The 16,630-nt window shown below is 74.4% G+C and carries 18 protein-coding genes; 14 read left to right on the top strand and 4 right to left on the bottom strand.

Features of this window, described 5'->3' with window-relative positions; translation table 11 throughout:
- Nucleotides 1-26: 26 nt before the first annotated feature.
- Nucleotides 27-578, bottom strand: coding sequence for a Uma2 family endonuclease (locus tag ACIRS1_RS12380; RefSeq protein ID WP_402838804.1), 552 nt, complete (start codon nucleotides 576-578; stop codon nucleotides 27-29).
- Between the two features lie 179 nt (nucleotides 579-757).
- Here ACIRS1_RS12380 and ACIRS1_RS12385 point away from each other — a divergent pair, with 179 nt between their 5' ends.
- The 5 genes from ACIRS1_RS12385 to ACIRS1_RS12405 all read left to right on the top strand — a co-directional run bounded on the left by ACIRS1_RS12385 (nucleotide 758) and on the right by ACIRS1_RS12405 (nucleotide 5,808).
- Nucleotides 758-2,233 (top strand): NAD(P)H-hydrate dehydratase, encoded by a 1,476-nt coding sequence (locus ACIRS1_RS12385; protein ID WP_402838805.1) that lies wholly within the window; start codon nucleotides 758-760, stop codon nucleotides 2,231-2,233.
- A 163-nt stretch (nucleotides 2,234-2,396) separates the two neighbouring features.
- Entirely contained in the window at nucleotides 2,397-3,596 is a 1,200-nt protein-coding gene (alr, locus tag ACIRS1_RS12390; protein ID WP_360209052.1) for an alanine racemase, read from the top strand.
- Nucleotides 3,593-4,810: an alpha/beta fold hydrolase gene (locus ACIRS1_RS12395; protein ID WP_402838807.1), complete on the top strand. Its 1,218-nt coding sequence runs from the start codon at nucleotides 3,593-3,595 to the stop codon at nucleotides 4,808-4,810. The genes alr and ACIRS1_RS12395 overlap by 4 nt, the downstream gene beginning before the upstream one ends.
- Before the next feature lie 116 nt (nucleotides 4,811-4,926).
- On the top strand, nucleotides 4,927-5,424 hold the full coding sequence (tsaE, locus tag ACIRS1_RS12400; protein ID WP_360209048.1) for a tRNA (adenosine(37)-N6)-threonylcarbamoyltransferase complex ATPase subunit type 1 TsaE: 498 nt from the start codon (nucleotides 4,927-4,929) through the stop codon (nucleotides 5,422-5,424).
- A 189-nt stretch (nucleotides 5,425-5,613) separates the two neighbouring features.
- On the top strand, nucleotides 5,614-5,808 hold the full coding sequence (locus tag ACIRS1_RS12405; RefSeq protein ID WP_360209046.1) for a hypothetical protein: 195 nt from the start codon (nucleotides 5,614-5,616) through the stop codon (nucleotides 5,806-5,808).
- Between the two features lie 28 nt (nucleotides 5,809-5,836).
- On the opposite strand, the gene ACIRS1_RS12410 is transcribed toward ACIRS1_RS12405, so the two are convergent.
- Nucleotides 5,837-6,406, bottom strand: a complete 570-nt coding sequence (locus ACIRS1_RS12410; protein ID WP_360209228.1) for a hypothetical protein — start codon at nucleotides 6,404-6,406, stop codon at nucleotides 5,837-5,839.
- A 162-nt stretch (nucleotides 6,407-6,568) separates the two neighbouring features.
- On the opposite strand from ACIRS1_RS12410, the gene tsaB reads away from it, so the two are divergent.
- From tsaB to ACIRS1_RS12435, 5 genes are all read left to right on the top strand, one after another.
- Entirely contained in the window at nucleotides 6,569-7,225 is a 657-nt protein-coding gene (gene tsaB, locus ACIRS1_RS12415) for a tRNA (adenosine(37)-N6)-threonylcarbamoyltransferase complex dimerization subunit type 1 TsaB (RefSeq protein ID WP_387901140.1), read from the top strand.
- 23 nt (nucleotides 7,226-7,248) lie between these two features.
- Nucleotides 7,249-7,737, top strand: a complete 489-nt coding sequence (gene rimI / locus ACIRS1_RS12420; protein ID WP_387901310.1) for a ribosomal protein S18-alanine N-acetyltransferase — start codon at nucleotides 7,249-7,251, stop codon at nucleotides 7,735-7,737.
- A complete protein-coding gene (tsaD, locus tag ACIRS1_RS12425; RefSeq protein WP_402838810.1) occupies nucleotides 7,730-8,821 on the top strand; it encodes a tRNA (adenosine(37)-N6)-threonylcarbamoyltransferase complex transferase subunit TsaD in 1,092 nt (363 codons plus the stop codon). Before rimI ends, tsaD begins: the two co-directional genes overlap by 8 nt.
- Complete coding sequence (locus tag ACIRS1_RS12430; RefSeq protein ID WP_396316932.1) at nucleotides 8,818-9,078, top strand: hypothetical protein; 261 nt, start codon at nucleotides 8,818-8,820, stop codon at nucleotides 9,076-9,078. Before tsaD ends, ACIRS1_RS12430 begins: the two co-directional genes overlap by 4 nt.
- Nucleotides 9,079-9,158: 80 nt before the next feature.
- Nucleotides 9,159-10,067 carry a polysaccharide deacetylase family protein gene (locus tag ACIRS1_RS12435; protein ID WP_402838813.1) on the top strand — a complete coding sequence of 303 codons (909 nt, stop codon included), beginning with the start codon at nucleotides 9,159-9,161 and terminating at the stop codon, nucleotides 10,065-10,067.
- A 29-nt stretch (nucleotides 10,068-10,096) separates the two neighbouring features.
- Here ACIRS1_RS12435 and ACIRS1_RS12440 read toward each other — a convergent pair whose 3' ends face one another.
- Complete coding sequence (locus tag ACIRS1_RS12440; protein WP_360209033.1) at nucleotides 10,097-11,263, bottom strand: THUMP-like domain-containing protein; 1,167 nt, start codon at nucleotides 11,261-11,263, stop codon at nucleotides 10,097-10,099.
- Between the two features lie 425 nt (nucleotides 11,264-11,688).
- Here ACIRS1_RS12440 and groES point away from each other — a divergent pair, with 425 nt between their 5' ends.
- From groES to ACIRS1_RS12455, 3 genes are all read left to right on the top strand, one after another.
- Nucleotides 11,689-11,994 (top strand): co-chaperone GroES, encoded by a 306-nt coding sequence (gene groES, locus ACIRS1_RS12445; protein ID WP_014136232.1) that lies wholly within the window; start codon nucleotides 11,689-11,691, stop codon nucleotides 11,992-11,994.
- Nucleotides 11,995-12,111: 117 nt separating this feature from the next.
- Nucleotides 12,112-13,740: a chaperonin GroEL gene (gene groL / locus ACIRS1_RS12450; protein WP_360209031.1), complete on the top strand. Its 1,629-nt coding sequence runs from the start codon at nucleotides 12,112-12,114 to the stop codon at nucleotides 13,738-13,740.
- Between the two features lie 195 nt (nucleotides 13,741-13,935).
- Nucleotides 13,936-14,931 carry a LysR family transcriptional regulator gene (locus ACIRS1_RS12455; protein ID WP_402838816.1) on the top strand — a complete coding sequence of 332 codons (996 nt, stop codon included), beginning with the start codon at nucleotides 13,936-13,938 and terminating at the stop codon, nucleotides 14,929-14,931.
- A 103-nt stretch (nucleotides 14,932-15,034) separates the two neighbouring features.
- On the opposite strand, the gene ACIRS1_RS12460 is transcribed toward ACIRS1_RS12455, so the two are convergent.
- Entirely contained in the window at nucleotides 15,035-15,361 is a 327-nt protein-coding gene (locus ACIRS1_RS12460; RefSeq protein WP_360209025.1) for a WhiB family transcriptional regulator, read from the bottom strand.
- A 560-nt stretch (nucleotides 15,362-15,921) separates the two neighbouring features.
- On the opposite strand from ACIRS1_RS12460, the gene ACIRS1_RS12465 reads away from it, so the two are divergent.
- Complete coding sequence (locus ACIRS1_RS12465) at nucleotides 15,922-16,533, top strand: response regulator transcription factor (RefSeq protein WP_014136228.1); 612 nt, start codon at nucleotides 15,922-15,924, stop codon at nucleotides 16,531-16,533.
- Nucleotides 16,534-16,630: the final 97 nt, after the last annotated feature.

The raw sequence follows: 16,630 nt of genomic DNA on the forward strand, positions 1-16,630 counted from the left end.
AACGGCGCCCCTGCGGTGGCTGCGTCCTACCGCAGGGGCGCCGTGTCGAGCGCGAACGAGAACGGGGCGGGCAGGTCGATCGACTTGCCGAACTCGACCTGGGTGCGAGTGACATAGTCGCCGTCCTGAGGGTGGGTGAACAGCGTGACCATGCCCTGGCCGCGGTCGATCAGCAGGTAGCAGGGGATCTCAGCGGTGGCGTAGCCCCTGCGCTTGGATTCGCGGTCCTTGTGCGGGTTGGTCGAGGTGATCTCGAAGACGAGCAGGACACCCCCGGCCGGGGCCCAGGAGTCCGCGTTCTCGAAGTGGCCGACCGGGCTCACCGTGCCGTCGGGAATGAAACGGTTCTTGGGCGACACGATCAGACCCTTGTTCCCCGAGAGGTCCAGATCGATCGCCGCCTTGCGGAAGAACTGCCTGGCGAGCAGTGAGAACGCCGTTTCGTGGGCTCCGTCCGGCGGTGGCGTCACGATGATCTCCCCTTCGATGAACTCGGCCTTGCTGCCCATCGGGGTGTCCAGCTCCAGGAACGCCTGGAGGAGGTTGTCCTCGCCCATCGGGTGCTCGATTGCCGGCATGGCGACCATGGCCCTTCTCCCTCCTGTGGGTCCGTGCCGGGCGACAAACCAGGGGTACGAACCGGCGCGGGCGGGGGATCGACGTGGGTGTCACTCGAAAGTGTGCCGCAGGGCGGGCTCCCGCGGGGCGGGGGCGCGGGCTAGCGTCGGTGGGAGCCGACCGCTGAAGGAGCCCTCGCATGCGCCACGCCCATCGCGTCGAAGTCGTCCGGGCCGCCGAGGGCGAGCTGATCGCCCGGCTGCCGGAGGGGACGCTGATGCAGCGCGCGGCGGCCGGGCTGGCCGCGACCTGCGCCCGGCTGCTGACCCGGGTCCGCGGGCGGGTGTACGGCAGCCGGGTGGTGGTGCTGGCGGGCGGCGGGGGCAACGGGGGTGACGCCCTGTACGCCGGGGCGGCACTGGCCCGGCGCGGGGCGCGGGTGACGGCGGTGCTGCTCGCGCCGGAGCGGGTGCACGCGGGCGGGCTGGCCGCGGTGCGGGCCGCCGGCGGGCGGGTGGTGGTGGATCAGGAAGTCGGCCTGGCCGACTTCTCGTGCGCGGACCTCGTGCTGGACGGCATCGTCGGCATCGGGGGCCGTGGCGGGCTGCGCCCCGGGGCCGTGCCCTACGCCCGTGCCGGGCGGCGCGGGACGGTGGTGGCCGTCGACCTGCCCAGCGGCGTGGACGCCGACACCGGCGAGGTGCCCGGCGTGGCGCTGCGGGCGGACGTCACGGTCTGCTTCGGAACCTACAAGCCCGGCCTGCTGGTGGACCCGGGGGCCTCCTACGCGGGCGCCGTCCAGCTGGTCGGGATCGGACTGGAGCCGCCCGAGCCCGAGGTGACGGCCCTGCAGCACGCGGACGTGGCGGCGCTGCTGCCGCGGCCGGGCGCGGAGAGCGACAAGTACCGGCGCGGCGTCGTGGGGGTGGCGGCCGGCTCGGCGACGTACCCGGGCGCGGCCGTGCTGGCGGTCGCCGGGGCGCTGCGCGGGGGCGCCGGCGCCGTCCGGTACGTCGGCACGGCGGCCGAGGAGGTGGTGCGGCGGTTCCCGGAGGCGCTGGTCACCGAGGGCGGACCGGCCGGCGCGGGCCGGGTTCAGGCGTGGGTGGTCGGCCCGGGCGGCGGCGACGGCGCGCGGCAGGCGCTGGCCGAGGCGCTGGCGGCCGACGTCCCGGTGCTGGTGGACGCGGACGGGCTGACCGAACTGGCCCGGCTCGGCCCGGACGCGCTGGCCGGTCGGACGGCCCCGACCCTGCTCACCCCGCACACCGGCGAGGCCGCCCGCCTCCTCGCCGGCGCCGACGGCGCCGCGCCGCCGAGCGCCGACGCGCTGGCGGCCACCCGACTGGCCACCGCCCGCCGGCTGGCGGCCGCCTACCGGGCGACGGTCCTGCTGAAGGGCTCCACCACGGTGGTCGCCGACCCGGGCGGCGCCGTCCGGGTCAACCCGACCGGCAGCTCCTGGCTGGCCACCGCAGGCAGCGGGGACGTCCTGGCGGGCCTGGCGGGCTCCCTGCTGGCGGCCGGTCTGGCTCCGCTGGACGCCGCCTCGGTGGCGGCCTACCTGCACGGCCTGGCGGGCCGGGAGGCGGCGGGCGAGCCGGGCGCGCCGGTGACGGCGCTCGGGGTCGCGGAGGCGCTGCCCGGAGCCTGGCGGTCCGTCCGGCGGGGCTGAACGGGCGGCGGGGGAGCGGAACCGACCCGTCCGTCCCGGGCGTCCGGAACAGGGTGACGAGCGGTCCTGCGCAGGTCGGCGCGGTGCGGGGAGGCCGGGCGCCGGCCGCCGCGCCGACGGGCCGTTCGGCGAGGACTCCGGGACGTCTGGGAGACTGACCCTGATGACAACTGCGAACACGACCGGCACGGCCACCCTCACCGACGGCGTACGGGCCGAGGCGACCATCGATCTGGCCGCCCTGCGCGGCAACCTCGCCGCGCTGCGCGAACGCGTCGGCAGCGCGGCGGTGATGCTCGCGGTCAAGGCGGACGCCTATGGCCACGGCGCGGTCGAGTGCGCCCGCGAGGCGGTCGCGAACGGGGTCGGCTGGCTCGGTTGCGCCACGCCCGAGGAGGCGCTGGCGCTGCGGGCCGCGGGCATCCGCCCGGAGCAGGCCCGGATCCTGTGCTGGCTGTGGACGCCGGGCGGGCCGTGGCGGGAGGCGCTGCGTGCGGACCTCGACATCTCGGTCAGCGGCCAGTGGGCGCTGGACGAGCTGCTGCCCGCCGTCCGGGAGACCGGCGTCCCGGCCCGGGTGCACCTGAAGGCGGACACCGGCCTGGGCCGCAACGGCTGCCAGCCGCACGACTGGCCGCGGCTGGTGGCGGCGGCCCGCCACGCCGAGGCCGAGGGGCTGCTGACCGTGGTCGGCGTCTGGTCGCACTTCGCCGCCGCCGACGAACCGGGGCACCCGTCGATCCAGGCCCAGCTGGACTCCTTCCAGGTTGCGCTGGAGCAGGCCGAGGCGGCCGGGCTGCGACCCGAGGTGCGGCACCTGGCGAACTCGCCGGCCACCCTGCTGCTGCCGGGCTCGCACTTCGACATGGTCCGCACCGGCCTGGCCGCGTACGGGCTGTCGCCGGTGCCCGAGGTGGGCTCGCCGGCGGACTTCGGGCTGCGCCCGGTGATGGCGCTGACCGCGCGGCTGGCGCTGGTCAAGCACGTCCCGGGCGGGCACGGCGTCAGCTACGGCCACCACTACGTGACGCCGGGCCCGACCACGCTGGGCCTGGTCCCGGTCGGCTACGGAGACGGCGTCCCGCGGCACGCCAGCGGCACCGGACCGGTGCAGATCGGCGGCAAGTGGCGCACCGTGGCCGGCCGGGTGGCGATGGACCAGTTCGTCGTGGACCTGGGCGGGGACGTCCCCGAGGTCGGCGACGAGGTGCTGCTGTTCGGCAGCGGCGAGCGCGGGGAGCCGACCGCCGAGGACTGGGGCCGGGCCTGCGGCACCATCTCGTACGAGATCGTCACCCGGATCGGCGCCCGGGTGCCGCGCCGCTACCTGGGCGGCAGCCACCTCGCGGGCCTGACGGCATGACGGAGGGACCGGACGGGAGCAGCCCGGTCGCGGCGGTGGCCAAGGCGGCCGGTGCGGCCTCCGGGGTGAGCCGGGCGGGCGTGATCGGGATCTCGGTCGGCGTGCTGGCAGCCGGTGCGGCCGCGGGCGTGGCGATCGAGCGGCTGACCGGCGCCCGGGCGACCCGCCGCCGGGCCCGCGCCCAGCTGGACGCCGAGGCTCCCTACGGTTCGCTGCGCGGGCGCCCGCGCCGGGTGGCCGCACCGGACGGCACCGAGCTGTACGTCGAGCTGGACGGCCTCGCCGCCGAGCCGTCCGGAGCCGCCGGCACCGGCGCCGAGCCGCTGACGGTGGTGTTCTGCCACGGCTACTGCCTCAACCAGGACAGCTGGCACTTCCAGCGGGCCGCACTGCGCGAGAGCGCCCGGCTGGTCTTCTGGGACCAGCGCAGCCACGGCCGCTCCGAGCGCTCCCGCTCCTTCCTGGCCGGTGAGCCGGCCAGCATCGACCAGCTGGGCGGCGACCTCAAGGCCGTGATCGACGCCGTCGCCCCGACCGGGCCGCTGGTGCTGGTCGGCCACTCGATGGGCGGCATGACGGTGATGGCGCTGGCCGACCAGTTCCCGGAGCTGTTCCGGGAGCGCGTCGCCGGGGTGGCCCTGATCGGCACCCTGGCGGGGGACTGGAACGAGGTCAGCCTCGGCCTGCCGTCGGCCGGCGCGAAGCTGTTCAAGCGGGTCGCCCCCGGGGTGATGCGGGCGCTCGGCCGCCAGGTCGAGCTGGTGGAGGCGACCAGGCGGCTGGGCGCGGACGTCGCCGCCGTCTTCTACCGGCGGTTCTCCTTCGGCGGCCGGGACGTCGACCCCGGCGTGGTGCGCTTCGCCGAGCAGCTGCTGGACGCCACCCCGATCGACGTGGTCGCCGAGTTCTACCCGGTCTTCGGGGCGCACGAGAAGTACGGGGCGCTGGCCGCCCTGCGCGGCCTGCCGGCGCTGGTGCTGGCCGGCACGAAGGACCTGCTGACGCCCTCGGCGCACAGCGAGGCGATGGCCGAGCGGCTGCCGGGCGCCGAGCTCGTCCTCGCGGAGGGGGCCGGACACCTGGTGATGCTGGAGTGCCCGGAGCTGGTCGACCAGGAGCTGACGGCGCTGCTGCGCCGGGCCGCGGACTTCGCCGGCGCCGCGCCGCCGCCGGGGGCCGCACCGCCGCCCGGTGCCGTCCTCGATCCGTCCTGAGCCCCGGCCCGCCGCCGCGGGCCCCCGCGCGGCGCACGCCGGGCCGGTGATGTGGCACGGTAGCGGGGGCGGCCGGTGGTCGGCGCGCCGCACGGACCGAAGGGCACGACACGCGCATGGGCACGCACGCCACTCTGACCGTCCCCACCCCGGAGCGGATGGGCCGGCTCGGCCGGGAGCTGGCCGCCCTGCTGCGGCCGGGCGACCTGGTGCTGCTCTCCGGTGAGCTGGGGGCGGGGAAGACCACGCTGACCCGCGGCCTGGGGGAGGGGCTGCAGGTCCGCGGCGCGGTGACCTCGCCGACCTTCGTGATCGCCCGGGTGCACCCGTCGCTGGTCGGCGGCCCGGCGCTGGTCCACGTGGACGCGTACCGGCTCGGCGGGGACCTGGACGAGATGGAGGACCTCGACCTGGACGTCTCGCTGCCCGAGTCCGTGGTCGTGGTCGAGTGGGGCGAGGGCAAGGTCGAGCGGCTGTCCGACGACCGTCTGGAGGTGCGGATCGAGCGCGCCCTGGGCGACGGCGCCGACGGGGACGACCTGGACCCCCGCCGGGTGCTGCTGACGGGCGTCGGCCCGCGTTGGACGGGTGTCGCCCTGGAGGCGCTCGCCTGAGCCGTCCGGGCGTGCGGGCGTCCGGGGGATGCCCGGGCTCCGGGGGCTCCGGGGCGATCGGCGCGTGACGGGGCGCCCACCCCGGGCGTGCGCCGTTTTGCCGACAGGCTGTCGGGAAGTGTTGCGGGCGGGGTGCCGGGCGTGGTGGGATGGTTGCTGCGGTTAGGTCTGCCTAACTAGGGAGGCGCCATGTCGAGCACCACCCCCGCCCCGGAGCGCGCCGTGCGCGGCACCGGGGCCGGAGAGTCCGCCCGTCGCGCCCAGGGGGCGCCGATGCGGGCCCTGCTGGCCGCCTGCGCGGCCGCCGAGGCGGTGTCCACCCCGCCCGAGCCGGAACCCCGCCCGGCCGTGGAGCCGGAGAGCGGAGCTCCCCGGGCCGCGTGATCCGGCGCCGGGCCACCGCGACCCGCCGTCAGGCGACCACGACCACCTTGGTGCCGTTCGGTGCGAAGTCCCAGAGCAGCTGACCGTCCGGTCGGCCGCTGCGGATGCCGCCGGTCTTGGCCTTCGGGTCGGCGGTCACCGTCGCGCCGTCCATGGCGGCGCTGAAGCCGAACACCACGCCGTTCTGCTGCGCGAAGCGCACCACGTGCTCGATCGGCCGGCCGTCCGTGCCGGTGGTGTTGGGCGTGCGGCTGTAGACCGCGTAGCTGCCCGGGGCGGGCTCGACCGAGCCCGGGGTGACCTGGAAGGCGGCCGCGACCTGCGGGTTCTTCTTCGGGTCGACCAGCCAGACGTAGTGGCTGCCGACCGAGTAGACCACCCGGGTGCCGCTGCCGGAGGTCGTCGGGAGCGCCGGGACCGTCGGGGTCGCCGACGCGGTCGGCGTCGCGGAGACGGCCGGCCCGCTGGACGTCGTGGTGCTGGCGGCGGGCTTCGCGCCGCCCGCCCGGTCCTGTGCGCCGTTGGCCTGGAAGGCCAGCAGGCTCACCACCGCCAGGGCCCCCAGGGTCAGCCCCGTGACCACCACTCCAGGACCCATCTTCGCCACGTCGCGCTCCCGCCGCCGTCCCTTTACGTACGGGCCCCATCGTGCCAGGTCCGCCCGGCCGGGTCGCAGCGGATCGGATGTGTGTTCCTCGGTGGCACGCCCTCACGATCGGCCGATCGTCCGGTCGGAGCAGCCTCGGTCTAACCTTGACCCGTGCTGCTGCTCGCGTTCGACACCGCCACCCCCGCCGTCACCGCCGCCGTCCACGACGGCACGGCCGTCCTCGCCGAGACCCAACAGGTCGACGCCCGGCGCCACGGCGAACTGCTCCTGCCCGCGATCGACGGCGTGCTCCGGTCGGCCGGCGTCGACAAGCAGCAGCTCACCGGCATCGCGGTGGGCGTCGGCCCCGGCCCCTACACCGGCCTGCGGGTCGGCCTGGTGACCGCCGCCGCGCTCGGCCACGCGCTCGGACTGCCGGTGCACGGCGTCTGCACCCTGGACGCGATCGCCTTCCAGGCGCGCGCCGAGGGCCTGGCCGGGGAGCCGTTCACCGTCGCCACCGACGCGCGCCGCAAGGAGGTCTACTGGGCCTCGTACGACGCCGACGGCCGGCGCACGGAGGGCCCCGCCGTGGACCGCCCGGCCGAGCTGACCCCGGGCCCGCGCGCGGTCGGGGCCGGTGCGCTGCTCTATCCCGACGCCTTCCCCGGCGCACACGGCCCCGAGCACGTGTCGGCCGGCGCCCTGGCCGGCTTCGCCGCCGCCGAGCTGGCCGCCGGGCGCGAGCTGCTGCCGAACGTCCCGCTGTACCTGCGCCGCCCGGACGCCCAGGTCCCGGCCGGCTACAAGGCGGTGCTCCCGGCGTGAACCACGGCACCACCCTGCGCCCGATGCGCTGGTGGGACATCGATCCGGTGATGGAGCTGGAGCTGGAGCTCTTCCCCGAGGACGCGTGGTCCCACGGGATGTACTGGTCCGAACTGGCCGAGACCCACCCCGGCGGCACCCGCCACTACACCGTCGCCACCGCCGCGGACGGCAGGATCGTCGGTTACGCCGGACTGATGGCCGTCGCCGGCGAGGGCGACGTCCAGACCATCGCCGTCGACGGTCGCCACCAAGGCGCCGGCCTCGGCACGGCGCTGCTCACCGACCTGATCCGGGAGGCCGCCCGGCGCGGCTGCGCCGAACTGCTGCTGGAGGTGCGGGTGGACAACCCGCGCGCCCAGCGGCTGTACGAGCGCCACGGCTTCGAACCGGTGGGCATCCGGCGCGGCTACTACCAGCCCGCCAACGTCGACGCGCTGGTGATGCGCCTCGACCTCCCGAGCACTGACAGCACCGACCCGAAGGACATTGAGGACACCCGCCATGGCTGACGAACCGCTCGTCCTCGGCATCGAGACCTCCTGCGACGAGACCGGCGTCGGCATCGTGCGCGGCACCACGCTGCTCGCCGACGCGGTCGCGTCCAGCGTCAACGACCACGCCCGCTTCGGCGGCGTCGTCCCGGAGATCGCCAGCCGCGCCCACCTGGAGGCGATGGTCCCCACCATCCAGCGCGCCCTGGACACCGCCGGGGTCAAGGCGAGCGACCTGGACGGCATCGCGGTCACCGCCGGCCCCGGCCTGGCCGGCGCGCTGCTGGTCGGCGTCAGCGCCGCCAAGGCGTACGCCTGGGCGCTCGACAAGCCGCTGTACGGGGTCAACCACCTCGCCTCGCACATCTGCGTCGACCAGCTGGAGCACGGCCGGCTGCCCTCGCCGACGATGGCGCTGCTGGTCTCCGGCGGGCACTCCTCGCTGCTGCTCAGCGAGGACATCACCACCGACGTCCGGCCGCTCGGCGCGACCATCGACGACGCGGCCGGCGAGGCCTTCGACAAGGTGGCCCGGGTGCTCGGCCTGGGCTTCCCGGGCGGCCCGGTGGTCGACCGCACCGCCCGCGAGGGCGACCGCAAGGCGATCGCCTTCCCGCGGGGTCTGAGCGGGAAGAACGACCCGGCGTACGACTTCTCCTTCTCCGGCCTGAAGACCGCCGTCGCCCGCTGGGTGGAGGCCAAGCGCCGGGCCGGCGAGGAGGTGCCGATCGCCGACGTGGCGGCGTCCTTCCAGGAGGCCGTCACCGACGTGCTCACCCGCAAGGCCGTCAAGGCGTGCAAGGAGAACGGCGTCGACCACCTGATGATCGGCGGCGGGGTGGCCGCCAACTCGCGGCTGCGCGAGATGGCCCAGCAGCGCTGCGACCGGGCCGGGATCCGGCTGCGGGTGCCCCGGCCGGGCCTGTGCACCGACAACGGCGCGATGGTGGCGGCGCTCGGCTCCGAGATGGTCTGGCGCGGTCGCACGCCGTCAGCCTTCGACCTGTCCGCCGACTCCTCGCTGCCGGTGACCGAGGTGCACGTCCCGCACACGGACCTGCACGGCCAGGCCTACGACGCCCTCGGCGGTGGCGCGGCATGACCGTCGCCGCCATGTGGGAGGCCCGGGCCGCCGACGGCCGCGGGGCCGAACTCACCGCCTGGGTGCGGGAGGTGGCGCTGCCGGCGCTGCGCGGCTCGGCCGGGCTGGAGCGCACCGAGCTGTTCGGCGCGCCCGGTGAGCGGGTGCTGCTGATCACCTGGTGGGCCGGCGAGGCCGTGCCGGTCGCCGAGCCGCCGGCCGAACTGCTCGGCCGCCCGGTGCACCGCTGGTCCTTCACCAGTCAACACGTCGAGTAGGGCCTCACCGGGAACCGCGACCCGGCCCGTTACCGTGCATAGCTGATAAGAAGCTGGACGGATCCGGGGAGCGCGGTGCGGTGAGCAGGGACGGGCGGAGCAGGACCAGGACGTACGCGGTGGGGGCGCTGGCCCTGCTGGCCCTGGCCACCGGATGCGGGGACAACGGCGGCGGCACCGCCGCCCCGGCCCCTGCCGGGACCTCGGCGGGCGTGGCGCAGCCCACCGGCGGCGCCGCGTCGACCGGCCCGGCCGGCACGCCCGCCCCCGCCCCGGCGGCCGGTGACGCGGCGGCCTGGGCGAAGTGGAACCTCAAGCCGCTGGCGCCGGCCCCCGCACCGCCCGCCGACAAGCCCGTCAAGCTCGAACGGACGGGCACCGTACCGGTGTTCAGCGACATCAAGACGAGCGACAAGGTCGTCTTCATCACCATCGACGACGGCGCCGAGAAGGACCCGAAGTTCGTCGAGATGCTGACCGAGCTGAAGGTGCCGATCTCGATGTTCCTGACCAAGGACATCGTCAAGAACGACTACGGCTACTTCAAGCCGCTGCAGGCCCTGGGCAACCACATCCAGAACCACACCGTCAGCCACCCGGTGATGAGCAAGATCCCACCGGAGAAGCAGAAGTCCGAGATCTGCGACGACCAGGCCGCGCTCACCCAGCAGTACGGCACCGCCCCGCTGCTGTTCCGCCCGCCCTTCGGCGACGGCGCCAACACACCGACCCTGAACACCTCGGTGCAGCAGTGCGGCCCGCGCGCGATCGTGCTGTGGCGCGAGTCGATGCAGATCCACGACATGCAGTACCAGGCGGCCGACAAGAAGCTGAAGTCCGGTGACATCATCCTGGCGCACTTCCGCGGCCCCAAGGAGCTCAAGGGCGCCACGATGACCCAGATGTTCGCCGACCTGCTGGCCCGGATCCAGGAGCAGGGCTTCTCGGTGGCCCGGCTGGAGGACTACATCCAGCCCCCGGCCTCCTAGGAGCCGTCCGGGAGCCGCCCGGCGGCCCGTCAGGCCGGGTGGCCGAGCATCATCAGCGGGCCGTGGTCGGTGCGGCTGAGGATCACCGTGACGGAGTTCGGGCCCGAGGGCTTGAGCTGGCGGCGCAGCTCCTCCGGGGTGATCGCCATCCCGCGCTTCTTGATCACCACCGTGCCGACCCCGCGCTCGCGCAGCAGCGCCTTCAGCTTCTTGATGTGGAACGGCAGCACGTCGGTGAGCTCGAAGGCGTGCGCGTACGGGGTGGGGACCAGGCGGTCCGAGGTGAGGTAGGCGATCTTCGGGTCGATCAGCCGGCCGCCCACCTGCTCGGCCACCTCGGCCACCAGGTGGGCCCGGATCACCGCGCCGTCCGGCTCGTACAGGTAGCGCCCGACCGGGCCGGCCGGCGGGTCGGGCAGGTCTCCGCCGGTCAGGCTGGCGGCCTGCGGCAGCAGGGTGGCGCGGTGCGGTCGGGAGGCCCCGGTGCCGAACCAGAGCACCGCCTCCTTGACGTCGCCGTGGTCGGAGACCCACTCCGCCTCGGCGTCGGCCGGGACGGCCTCGTGCGGAATGCCCGGGGCGACCTTCAGCGCGCCGATCGGGGTCCGGCGCCCGGCCTCGATCGCCCAGGACAGCGGCGGGGCGTACGCCTCGGGGTCGAAGACCCGGCCGCGGGCGGTCCGCCGGGCGGGGTCGGTGAACACCGCGTCGTAGCCGGTCACGTCCACGTCGGCGACGTCCGCGCACTCCACCCGGACCAGGTCGGACAGGCCCAGCGCGGCCGCGTTGGCGGCGGTGGCCGCGCAGGCCGCCGGGTCCCGGTCGACGGCCAGCACCTCGATGCCGGCCCGGGCCAGCGCCAGGACGTCCCCGCCGATGCCGCAGCACAGGTCGGCCAGGCGCCGGACGCCCAGGTCGGCGAAGCGGCGCGCCCGCCACTCGGCCACGCTGCGCCGGGTGGACTGCTCGACGCCGTTGGGCGTGAAGTACATGAGGTCGGCGTCCGCCCCGAACTTCGCCCGCGCCCGCTGCCGCAGCCGGGCCTGTCCGAACGCCGCCGACACCAGCTCCGCCGGGTGCCCCCGCCGCAGCCGGGTGGCCAGCGCCAGCTCCTCCTCGGGCGCGAACTCGCGCAGCTCGGCGAGCAGGGCCTGGCCTTCGGCGGTCAGCAGGGGCTGGAGGTTCTCGGTGTCCACGGGCCCATTCTGACCGGTTCCGGAGGAACCCCGCGGATCCCGGCCGGCCGCGGCGGAGCGGGAGGGCGGGGCGGAGCCCGGGCGCCGGCGCCGACTCGGATCCCGGCCGGCGCCCGGCGGTTTCGGACCGGCCGCCGCGGAGCAGGAAGGCGGTGACCGGCACGGCGCCGGGCAGCGGGCCGGGCGACGCCTCCCCGGCCTCCCCGGCCGCACATGTGTACGACCACCCGTCCGTTGCCGGGATCCGCGGGCGCGCCGTTGGCACTCTGGTTGACTGAGTGCTAACACGGGCCTATGGTCGTCCTTGGCACTCCCCACTGGGGGAGTGCTAACGCGAAGACGCGTGCCTGACCCCCGCGACGGCAGGCCCGCAGGTTCGCTCCTACCCGTTAGAAACCCCGTAATCTCCGAAGGGGAGCTCGGACGTGACCACCAGCAGCAAGGTTGCCATCAAGCCGCTTGAGGACCGCATCGTGGTCCAGCCGCTCGACGCCGAGACCACCACGGCCTCCGGCCTGGTTATCCCGGACACCGCCAAGGAGAAGCCCCAGGAGGGCGTCGTCCTGGCCGTCGGCCCGGGCCGCTTCGAGGATGGCCAGCGTCTGCCGCTCGACGTCGCCGTCGGTGACATCGTCCTGTACTCGAAGTACGGCGGCACCGAGGTGAAGTACCAGGGCGAGGAGTACCTCGTCCTCTCCGCCCGCGACGTTCTCGCCATCATCGAGAAGTAAGTCGTCCCGACCCGCCCCGGATCCGCGTCACTTCGTGACAGTGGCCCGGGGCGTGGTCGTTGGTTCACGTAATCCGGCGACCGGTGGGCCGGTCGCAGCCCCGAAGGAATAGGGAACATGGCGAAGATCCTGCAGTTCGACGAGGACGCCCGCCGCTCGCTGGAGCGCGGTGTCAACAAGCTGGCCGACACCGTCAAGGTGACCATCGGCCCCAAGGGCCGCAACGTCGTCATCGACAAGAAGTTCGGCGCCCCGACCATCACCAACGACGGTGTCACCATCGCCCGTGAGGTCGAGCTGGACGACCCGTACGAGAACCTCGGCGCGCAGCTCGTCAAGGAGGTCGCCACCAAGACGAACGACGTCGCGGGTGACGGCACCACCACCGCCACCGTGCTGGCCCAGGCCCTGGTCAACGAGGGCCTGCGCAACGTCGCCGCCGGTGCCGGCCCGGCCGCCCTGAAGAAGGGCATCGACAAGGCCGTCGCCGCCGTCTCCGAGCACCTGCTGTCCGTCGCCCGCGAGATCGAGGGCAAGGACGACGTCGCCGCCGTCGCGTCCCTCTCCGCGCAGGACACCCAGGTCGGCGAGCTGATCGCCGAGGCGATCGACAAGGTCGGCAAGGACGGTGTCATCACCGTCGAGGAGTCGAACACCTTCGGCGTGGAGCTGGACTTCACCGAGGGCATGCAGTTCGACAAGGGCTACCTGTCGCCGTACTTCGTCACCGACGCGGAGCGTCAGGAGGCGGTCCTCGAGGACCCGTACATCCTGATCAACCAGGGCAAGATCTCCTCCATCCAGGAGCTGCTGCCGCTGCTGGAGAAGATCCTGCAGGGCGGGGCCTCCAAGCCGCTGCTGATCATCGCCGAGGACGTCGACGGCGAGGCGCTGTCCACCCTCGTGGTGAACAAGATCCGCGGCACCTTCAACGCCGTCGCCGTCAAGGCCCCGGGCTTCGGCGACCGCCGCAAGGCGATCCTCGGCGACCTGGCCACCCTGACCGGCGGCACGGTCATCTCCGAGGAGGTCGGCCTCAAGCTCGACCAGGTCGGCCTGGACGTGCTGGGCACCGCCCGCCGCGTGACCATCACCAAGGACGAGACCACCGTCGTCGACGGCGCCGGTGACGCCGAGGCCGTCGCCGGCCGCGTCGCCCAGATCAAGGGCGAGATCGCCGCGACCGACTCCGACTGGGACCGCGAGAAGCTGCAGGAGCGCCTGGCCAAGCTGGCCGGCGGCGTCTGCGTCATCAAGGTCGGCGCCGCCACCGAGGTGGAGCTGAAGGAGCGCAAGCACCGCCTCGAGGACGCCATCTCGGCGACCCGCGCCGCGGTCGAGGAGGGCATCGTCGCCGGTGGTGGCGCCTCCCTCGTCCACGCCGCCAAGGTGCTGGAGGACGGCCTGGGCCTGTCGGGCGACGAGGCGACCGGTGTCGCGGTCGTCCGCAAGGCGCTGCACGAGCCGCTGCGCTGGATCGCCCAGAACGCCGGCCTCGAGGGCTACGTCATCACCCACAAGGTCGCCGAGCTGGAGACCGGCCACGGCTACAACGCGGCCACCGGCGAGTACGGCGACCTGCTGAAGGCCGGCGTCATCGACCCGGTCAAGGTCACCCGCTCCGCCCTGGAGAACGCCGCCTCGATCGCCTCCCTGCTGCTCACCACCGAGACCCTCGTGGTGGAGAAGAAGGAGGAGGAGGCCGACAACGGTCACTCCCACGGCGGCCACGGCCACTCGCACTGACGCCTGAACCGTCTGACCGGAGGCCCGGCCGCACCCCTCACGGGGGCACGGCCGGGCCTTCCGGCTGTGTTCTCGCCCGCTCGCGGGAGAAGGGGCTCGGGGCGGGGCCGTCGGCCGTTGGCCTTCCGGCTGTGTTCCATCCTTCAACTATCAGTAGAATTTTGCGCACAGCAAAGATTGCCTTATAACTGAGGCATGATCGAGGCCCGCCACCTGCGCGTCCTGCGTGCCGTCGCCCGCACCGGCTCCTTCTCCGCCGCCGCCCGCGAGCTGGGGTGCACGCAGCCCGCCATCAGCCAGCAGATGAAGGCCCTGGAGAAGTCGGTGGACACTCCGCTGGTGGTCCGTTCGGGCCGCGGCATGCAGCTCAGCGAGGCCGGGCGGGTGCTGCTCAAGCACGCCACCGGGATCCTGGCCGGGCTCTCCGCGGCCGAGGAGGAGGTGGCCGCGATCGCCGGGCTGCGGGCCGGGCGGGTGCGGCTGGTCTCGTTCCCGACCGCGAGTTCCACCCTGGTGCCGCCCGCTGTCGCCCGGCTGCGGGACGGCCATCCGGGGGTGCGCGTGTCGCTGGTCGAGGCGGAGCCGCCGGAGTCGCTGGCGATGCTGCGCGGCGGTGAGTGCGAGATCGCGCTGGCCTTCCGGTACCCGCAGTCGAACGGTGCCGCGGCGCTGCCGGCGCCCGCCCACGGGACGCCGCGCGAGGCGCGGGCCGAGGCCAACCTGGAGGCGCAGCAGCTGAGCGCCGGCTCCGACTGGTCCGATCTGGTGGTCACCCCGCTGCTCGACGACCCGCTGGTGGGGCTGCTGCCCGCCGCGCACCCGCTGGCGGGCCGCGGCGGGCCGGTGGGGCTGGCCGAGCTGGCGGAGGAGCAGTGGATCGCGGGCTGCCCGCAGTGCCGGGGGCACCTGGTGGAGCTGTGCGCGGGGGCGGGCTTCGAGCCGCGGATCGACTTCGCGACCGACGACTACCCGGCGGTGGTCGGCCTGGTGGCGGCCGGGCTGGGGGTGGCGGTGCTGCCCCGGCTGGCGCTGGAGTCGGTGCGCCCCGACGGGGTGTCGACGGTGCCGGTGCGGACGGCCGCGGGGGCGCCGGCGGTGCGGCAGGTGGTCGCGCTGACCCTGCCGGACCTGGCCGAGGTGCCGGCCGTGGCGTTGATGCTGGAGCGCCTGGCGGGGGCGGCCGGCCGCTGAGGCCCGGCGGCCCCGCGGCGGCCCCGGGTGCCCCGGGAGCGGGGTGGAGCAGCCTGAGGCGCCGCGAAGAAACGTTTCTTCACGGCAGGCCGTCGAGGCGGGCCTAGCGCTGCGCGATGGCCGGCGGGGTCAGCGGGACCTCGACCAGCCGGTGCCGGGAGCGGCCCAGCATCTCCTCGCGCTCGTCCTCGGTCATCCCGCCCCAGACGCCGTACGGCTCGCGGACGGCGAGCGCGTGCGCCGCGCACTCGGTGATCACCGGGCAGCGCATGCAGACCTCCTTGGCGCTGGCCTCGCGCGAACTCCGCGCGGCTCCGCGTTCGCCCTCGGGGTGGAAGAAGAGCGAGCTGTCCACGCCACGGCAGGCTGCGGAGAGCTGCCAGTCCCACAGGTCCGCGTTGGGGCCGGGGAGGCGGGAGAAATCTGCCATGGCTCATTCCCTTCAGAGGCTCGCCCCCCGTGGGCCGGCGCTCGGCCGGCTGCTGCCGGGTGCGCGGCGGGGCGTCGATGCACTGGTGTGGACACCTGGAAATATGACTTACGGCAACTCCATGGACAAGTCACCCACAGAGTGGCACAACAGTCAATGACCATACGAAAGCTATAAAAACGGGCAAAGTGGGCAATGACTTCGACGGGCGCGGACGTGGCAATCGGGTGGCCGACGGGCGCGCGAGGCTCCGCACCGGTGTGCGGGTCGTACGCCCACCGCGCGCGAGCTGCGCAAAAGTGCGGCGTGTGCACCGCGATGCGGCTGATCGGTAATGAGTTGGCCACGTACAGTGGTGGAGATGGCCCTGAAGGCCGTAACTCATTCGAGTGACGGTCGTTGGAAGTGCGGAGGCGGTTAGCGGGCGCCGGACGTCGGGAACGATCGCGGGGAAGTTGAGGCGATCAGCACGGACTCTGTCGCCGATCGGCCGTGTCGGAGAGGTTCGTACCAGCCAGGAGGCTCAACGTGACGCGGATCAGCTGCGGAGGACGACGGTCATGACTTCCGTTCTCGTTTGCGACGATTCCCCGCTCGCCCGCGAGGCGCTTCGCCGCGCCGTCGCGACCGTACCCGGGGTGGACCGGGTCACCACCGCGACGAACGGGGAGGAGGTCCTCCGCCGCTGGGTGGCCGACCGCTCCGATCTCGTCCTGATGGACGTCCGGATGCCCGGCCTCGGCGGGGTCGAGACGGTCCGGCGGCTGCTGTCCGCCGATCCGGGCGCGCGGATCATCATGCTCACCGTCGCCGAGGACCTCGACGGCGTCGCGCTCGCGGTCGCCGCGGGCGCCCGCGGGTACCTGCACAAGGACGCCTCGCGCGCCGAGCTGCGGGCCACCGTCACCCAGGCGCTCGCCGACCCGACCTGGCGCCTCGCGCCGCGCCGGCTGCGCAGCCCCGACATGGGCGCCGCCCCCACCCTGACGGCGCGTGAGATCCAGGTGCTGGAGGGCATGAGCCACGGGCGCAGCAACGCCGAGATCGGCCGCGAGCTCTTCCTGTCCGAGGACACCGTCAAGACCCACGCCCGGCGGCTGTTCAAGAAGCTCGGGGCCTCCGACCGCGCGCACGCGGTGGCGCTGGGCTTCCGCTGGGGCCTGGTCCGCTGACCACCGCCGGCGCCGCCGGGTGCGGCGCGCCGCCGGTGGTTCCCGGGGCGGACGCCGTCCGGGCGTGTGACGTTACGGTCCCGAGGTTGCACCATGG

The organism is Kitasatospora sp. NPDC101176, assembly GCF_044768035.1.
Taxonomy (GTDB): Bacteria; Actinomycetota; Actinomycetes; order Streptomycetales; family Streptomycetaceae; genus Kitasatospora.

What these genes read in the sequence shown, in the direction of transcription:
- tsaE (WP_360209048.1), top strand. Translation starts at nt 4,927, where the DNA reads ATGGGCACGCACGCCACTCTGACCGTCCCCACCCCGGAGCGGATGGGC.
- ACIRS1_RS12460 (WP_360209025.1), bottom strand. Translation starts at nt 15,361, where the DNA reads ATGGCAGATTTCTCCCGCCTCCCCGGCCCCAACGCGGACCTGTGGGAC.
- tsaD (WP_402838810.1), top strand. Translation starts at nt 7,730, where the DNA reads ATGGCTGACGAACCGCTCGTCCTCGGCATCGAGACCTCCTGCGACGAG.
- ACIRS1_RS12395 (WP_402838807.1), top strand. Translation starts at nt 3,593, where the DNA reads ATGACGGAGGGACCGGACGGGAGCAGCCCGGTCGCGGCGGTGGCCAAG.
- ACIRS1_RS12455 (WP_402838816.1), top strand. Translation starts at nt 13,936, where the DNA reads ATGATCGAGGCCCGCCACCTGCGCGTCCTGCGTGCCGTCGCCCGCACC.
- ACIRS1_RS12385 (WP_402838805.1), top strand. Translation starts at nt 758, where the DNA reads ATGCGCCACGCCCATCGCGTCGAAGTCGTCCGGGCCGCCGAGGGCGAG.
- rimI (WP_387901310.1), top strand. Translation starts at nt 7,249, where the DNA reads ATGCGCTGGTGGGACATCGATCCGGTGATGGAGCTGGAGCTGGAGCTC.
- alr (WP_360209052.1), top strand. Translation starts at nt 2,397, where the DNA reads ATGACAACTGCGAACACGACCGGCACGGCCACCCTCACCGACGGCGTA.
- groL (WP_360209031.1), top strand. Translation starts at nt 12,112, where the DNA reads ATGGCGAAGATCCTGCAGTTCGACGAGGACGCCCGCCGCTCGCTGGAG.
- ACIRS1_RS12465 (WP_014136228.1), top strand. Translation starts at nt 15,922, where the DNA reads ATGACTTCCGTTCTCGTTTGCGACGATTCCCCGCTCGCCCGCGAGGCG.
- ACIRS1_RS12405 (WP_360209046.1), top strand. Translation starts at nt 5,614, where the DNA reads ATGTCGAGCACCACCCCCGCCCCGGAGCGCGCCGTGCGCGGCACCGGG.
- ACIRS1_RS12410 (WP_360209228.1), bottom strand. Translation starts at nt 6,406, where the DNA reads ATGGGTCCTGGAGTGGTGGTCACGGGGCTGACCCTGGGGGCCCTGGCG.
- ACIRS1_RS12380 (WP_402838804.1), bottom strand. Translation starts at nt 578, where the DNA reads ATGCCGGCAATCGAGCACCCGATGGGCGAGGACAACCTCCTCCAGGCG.
- ACIRS1_RS12430 (WP_396316932.1), top strand. Translation starts at nt 8,818, where the DNA reads ATGACCGTCGCCGCCATGTGGGAGGCCCGGGCCGCCGACGGCCGCGGG.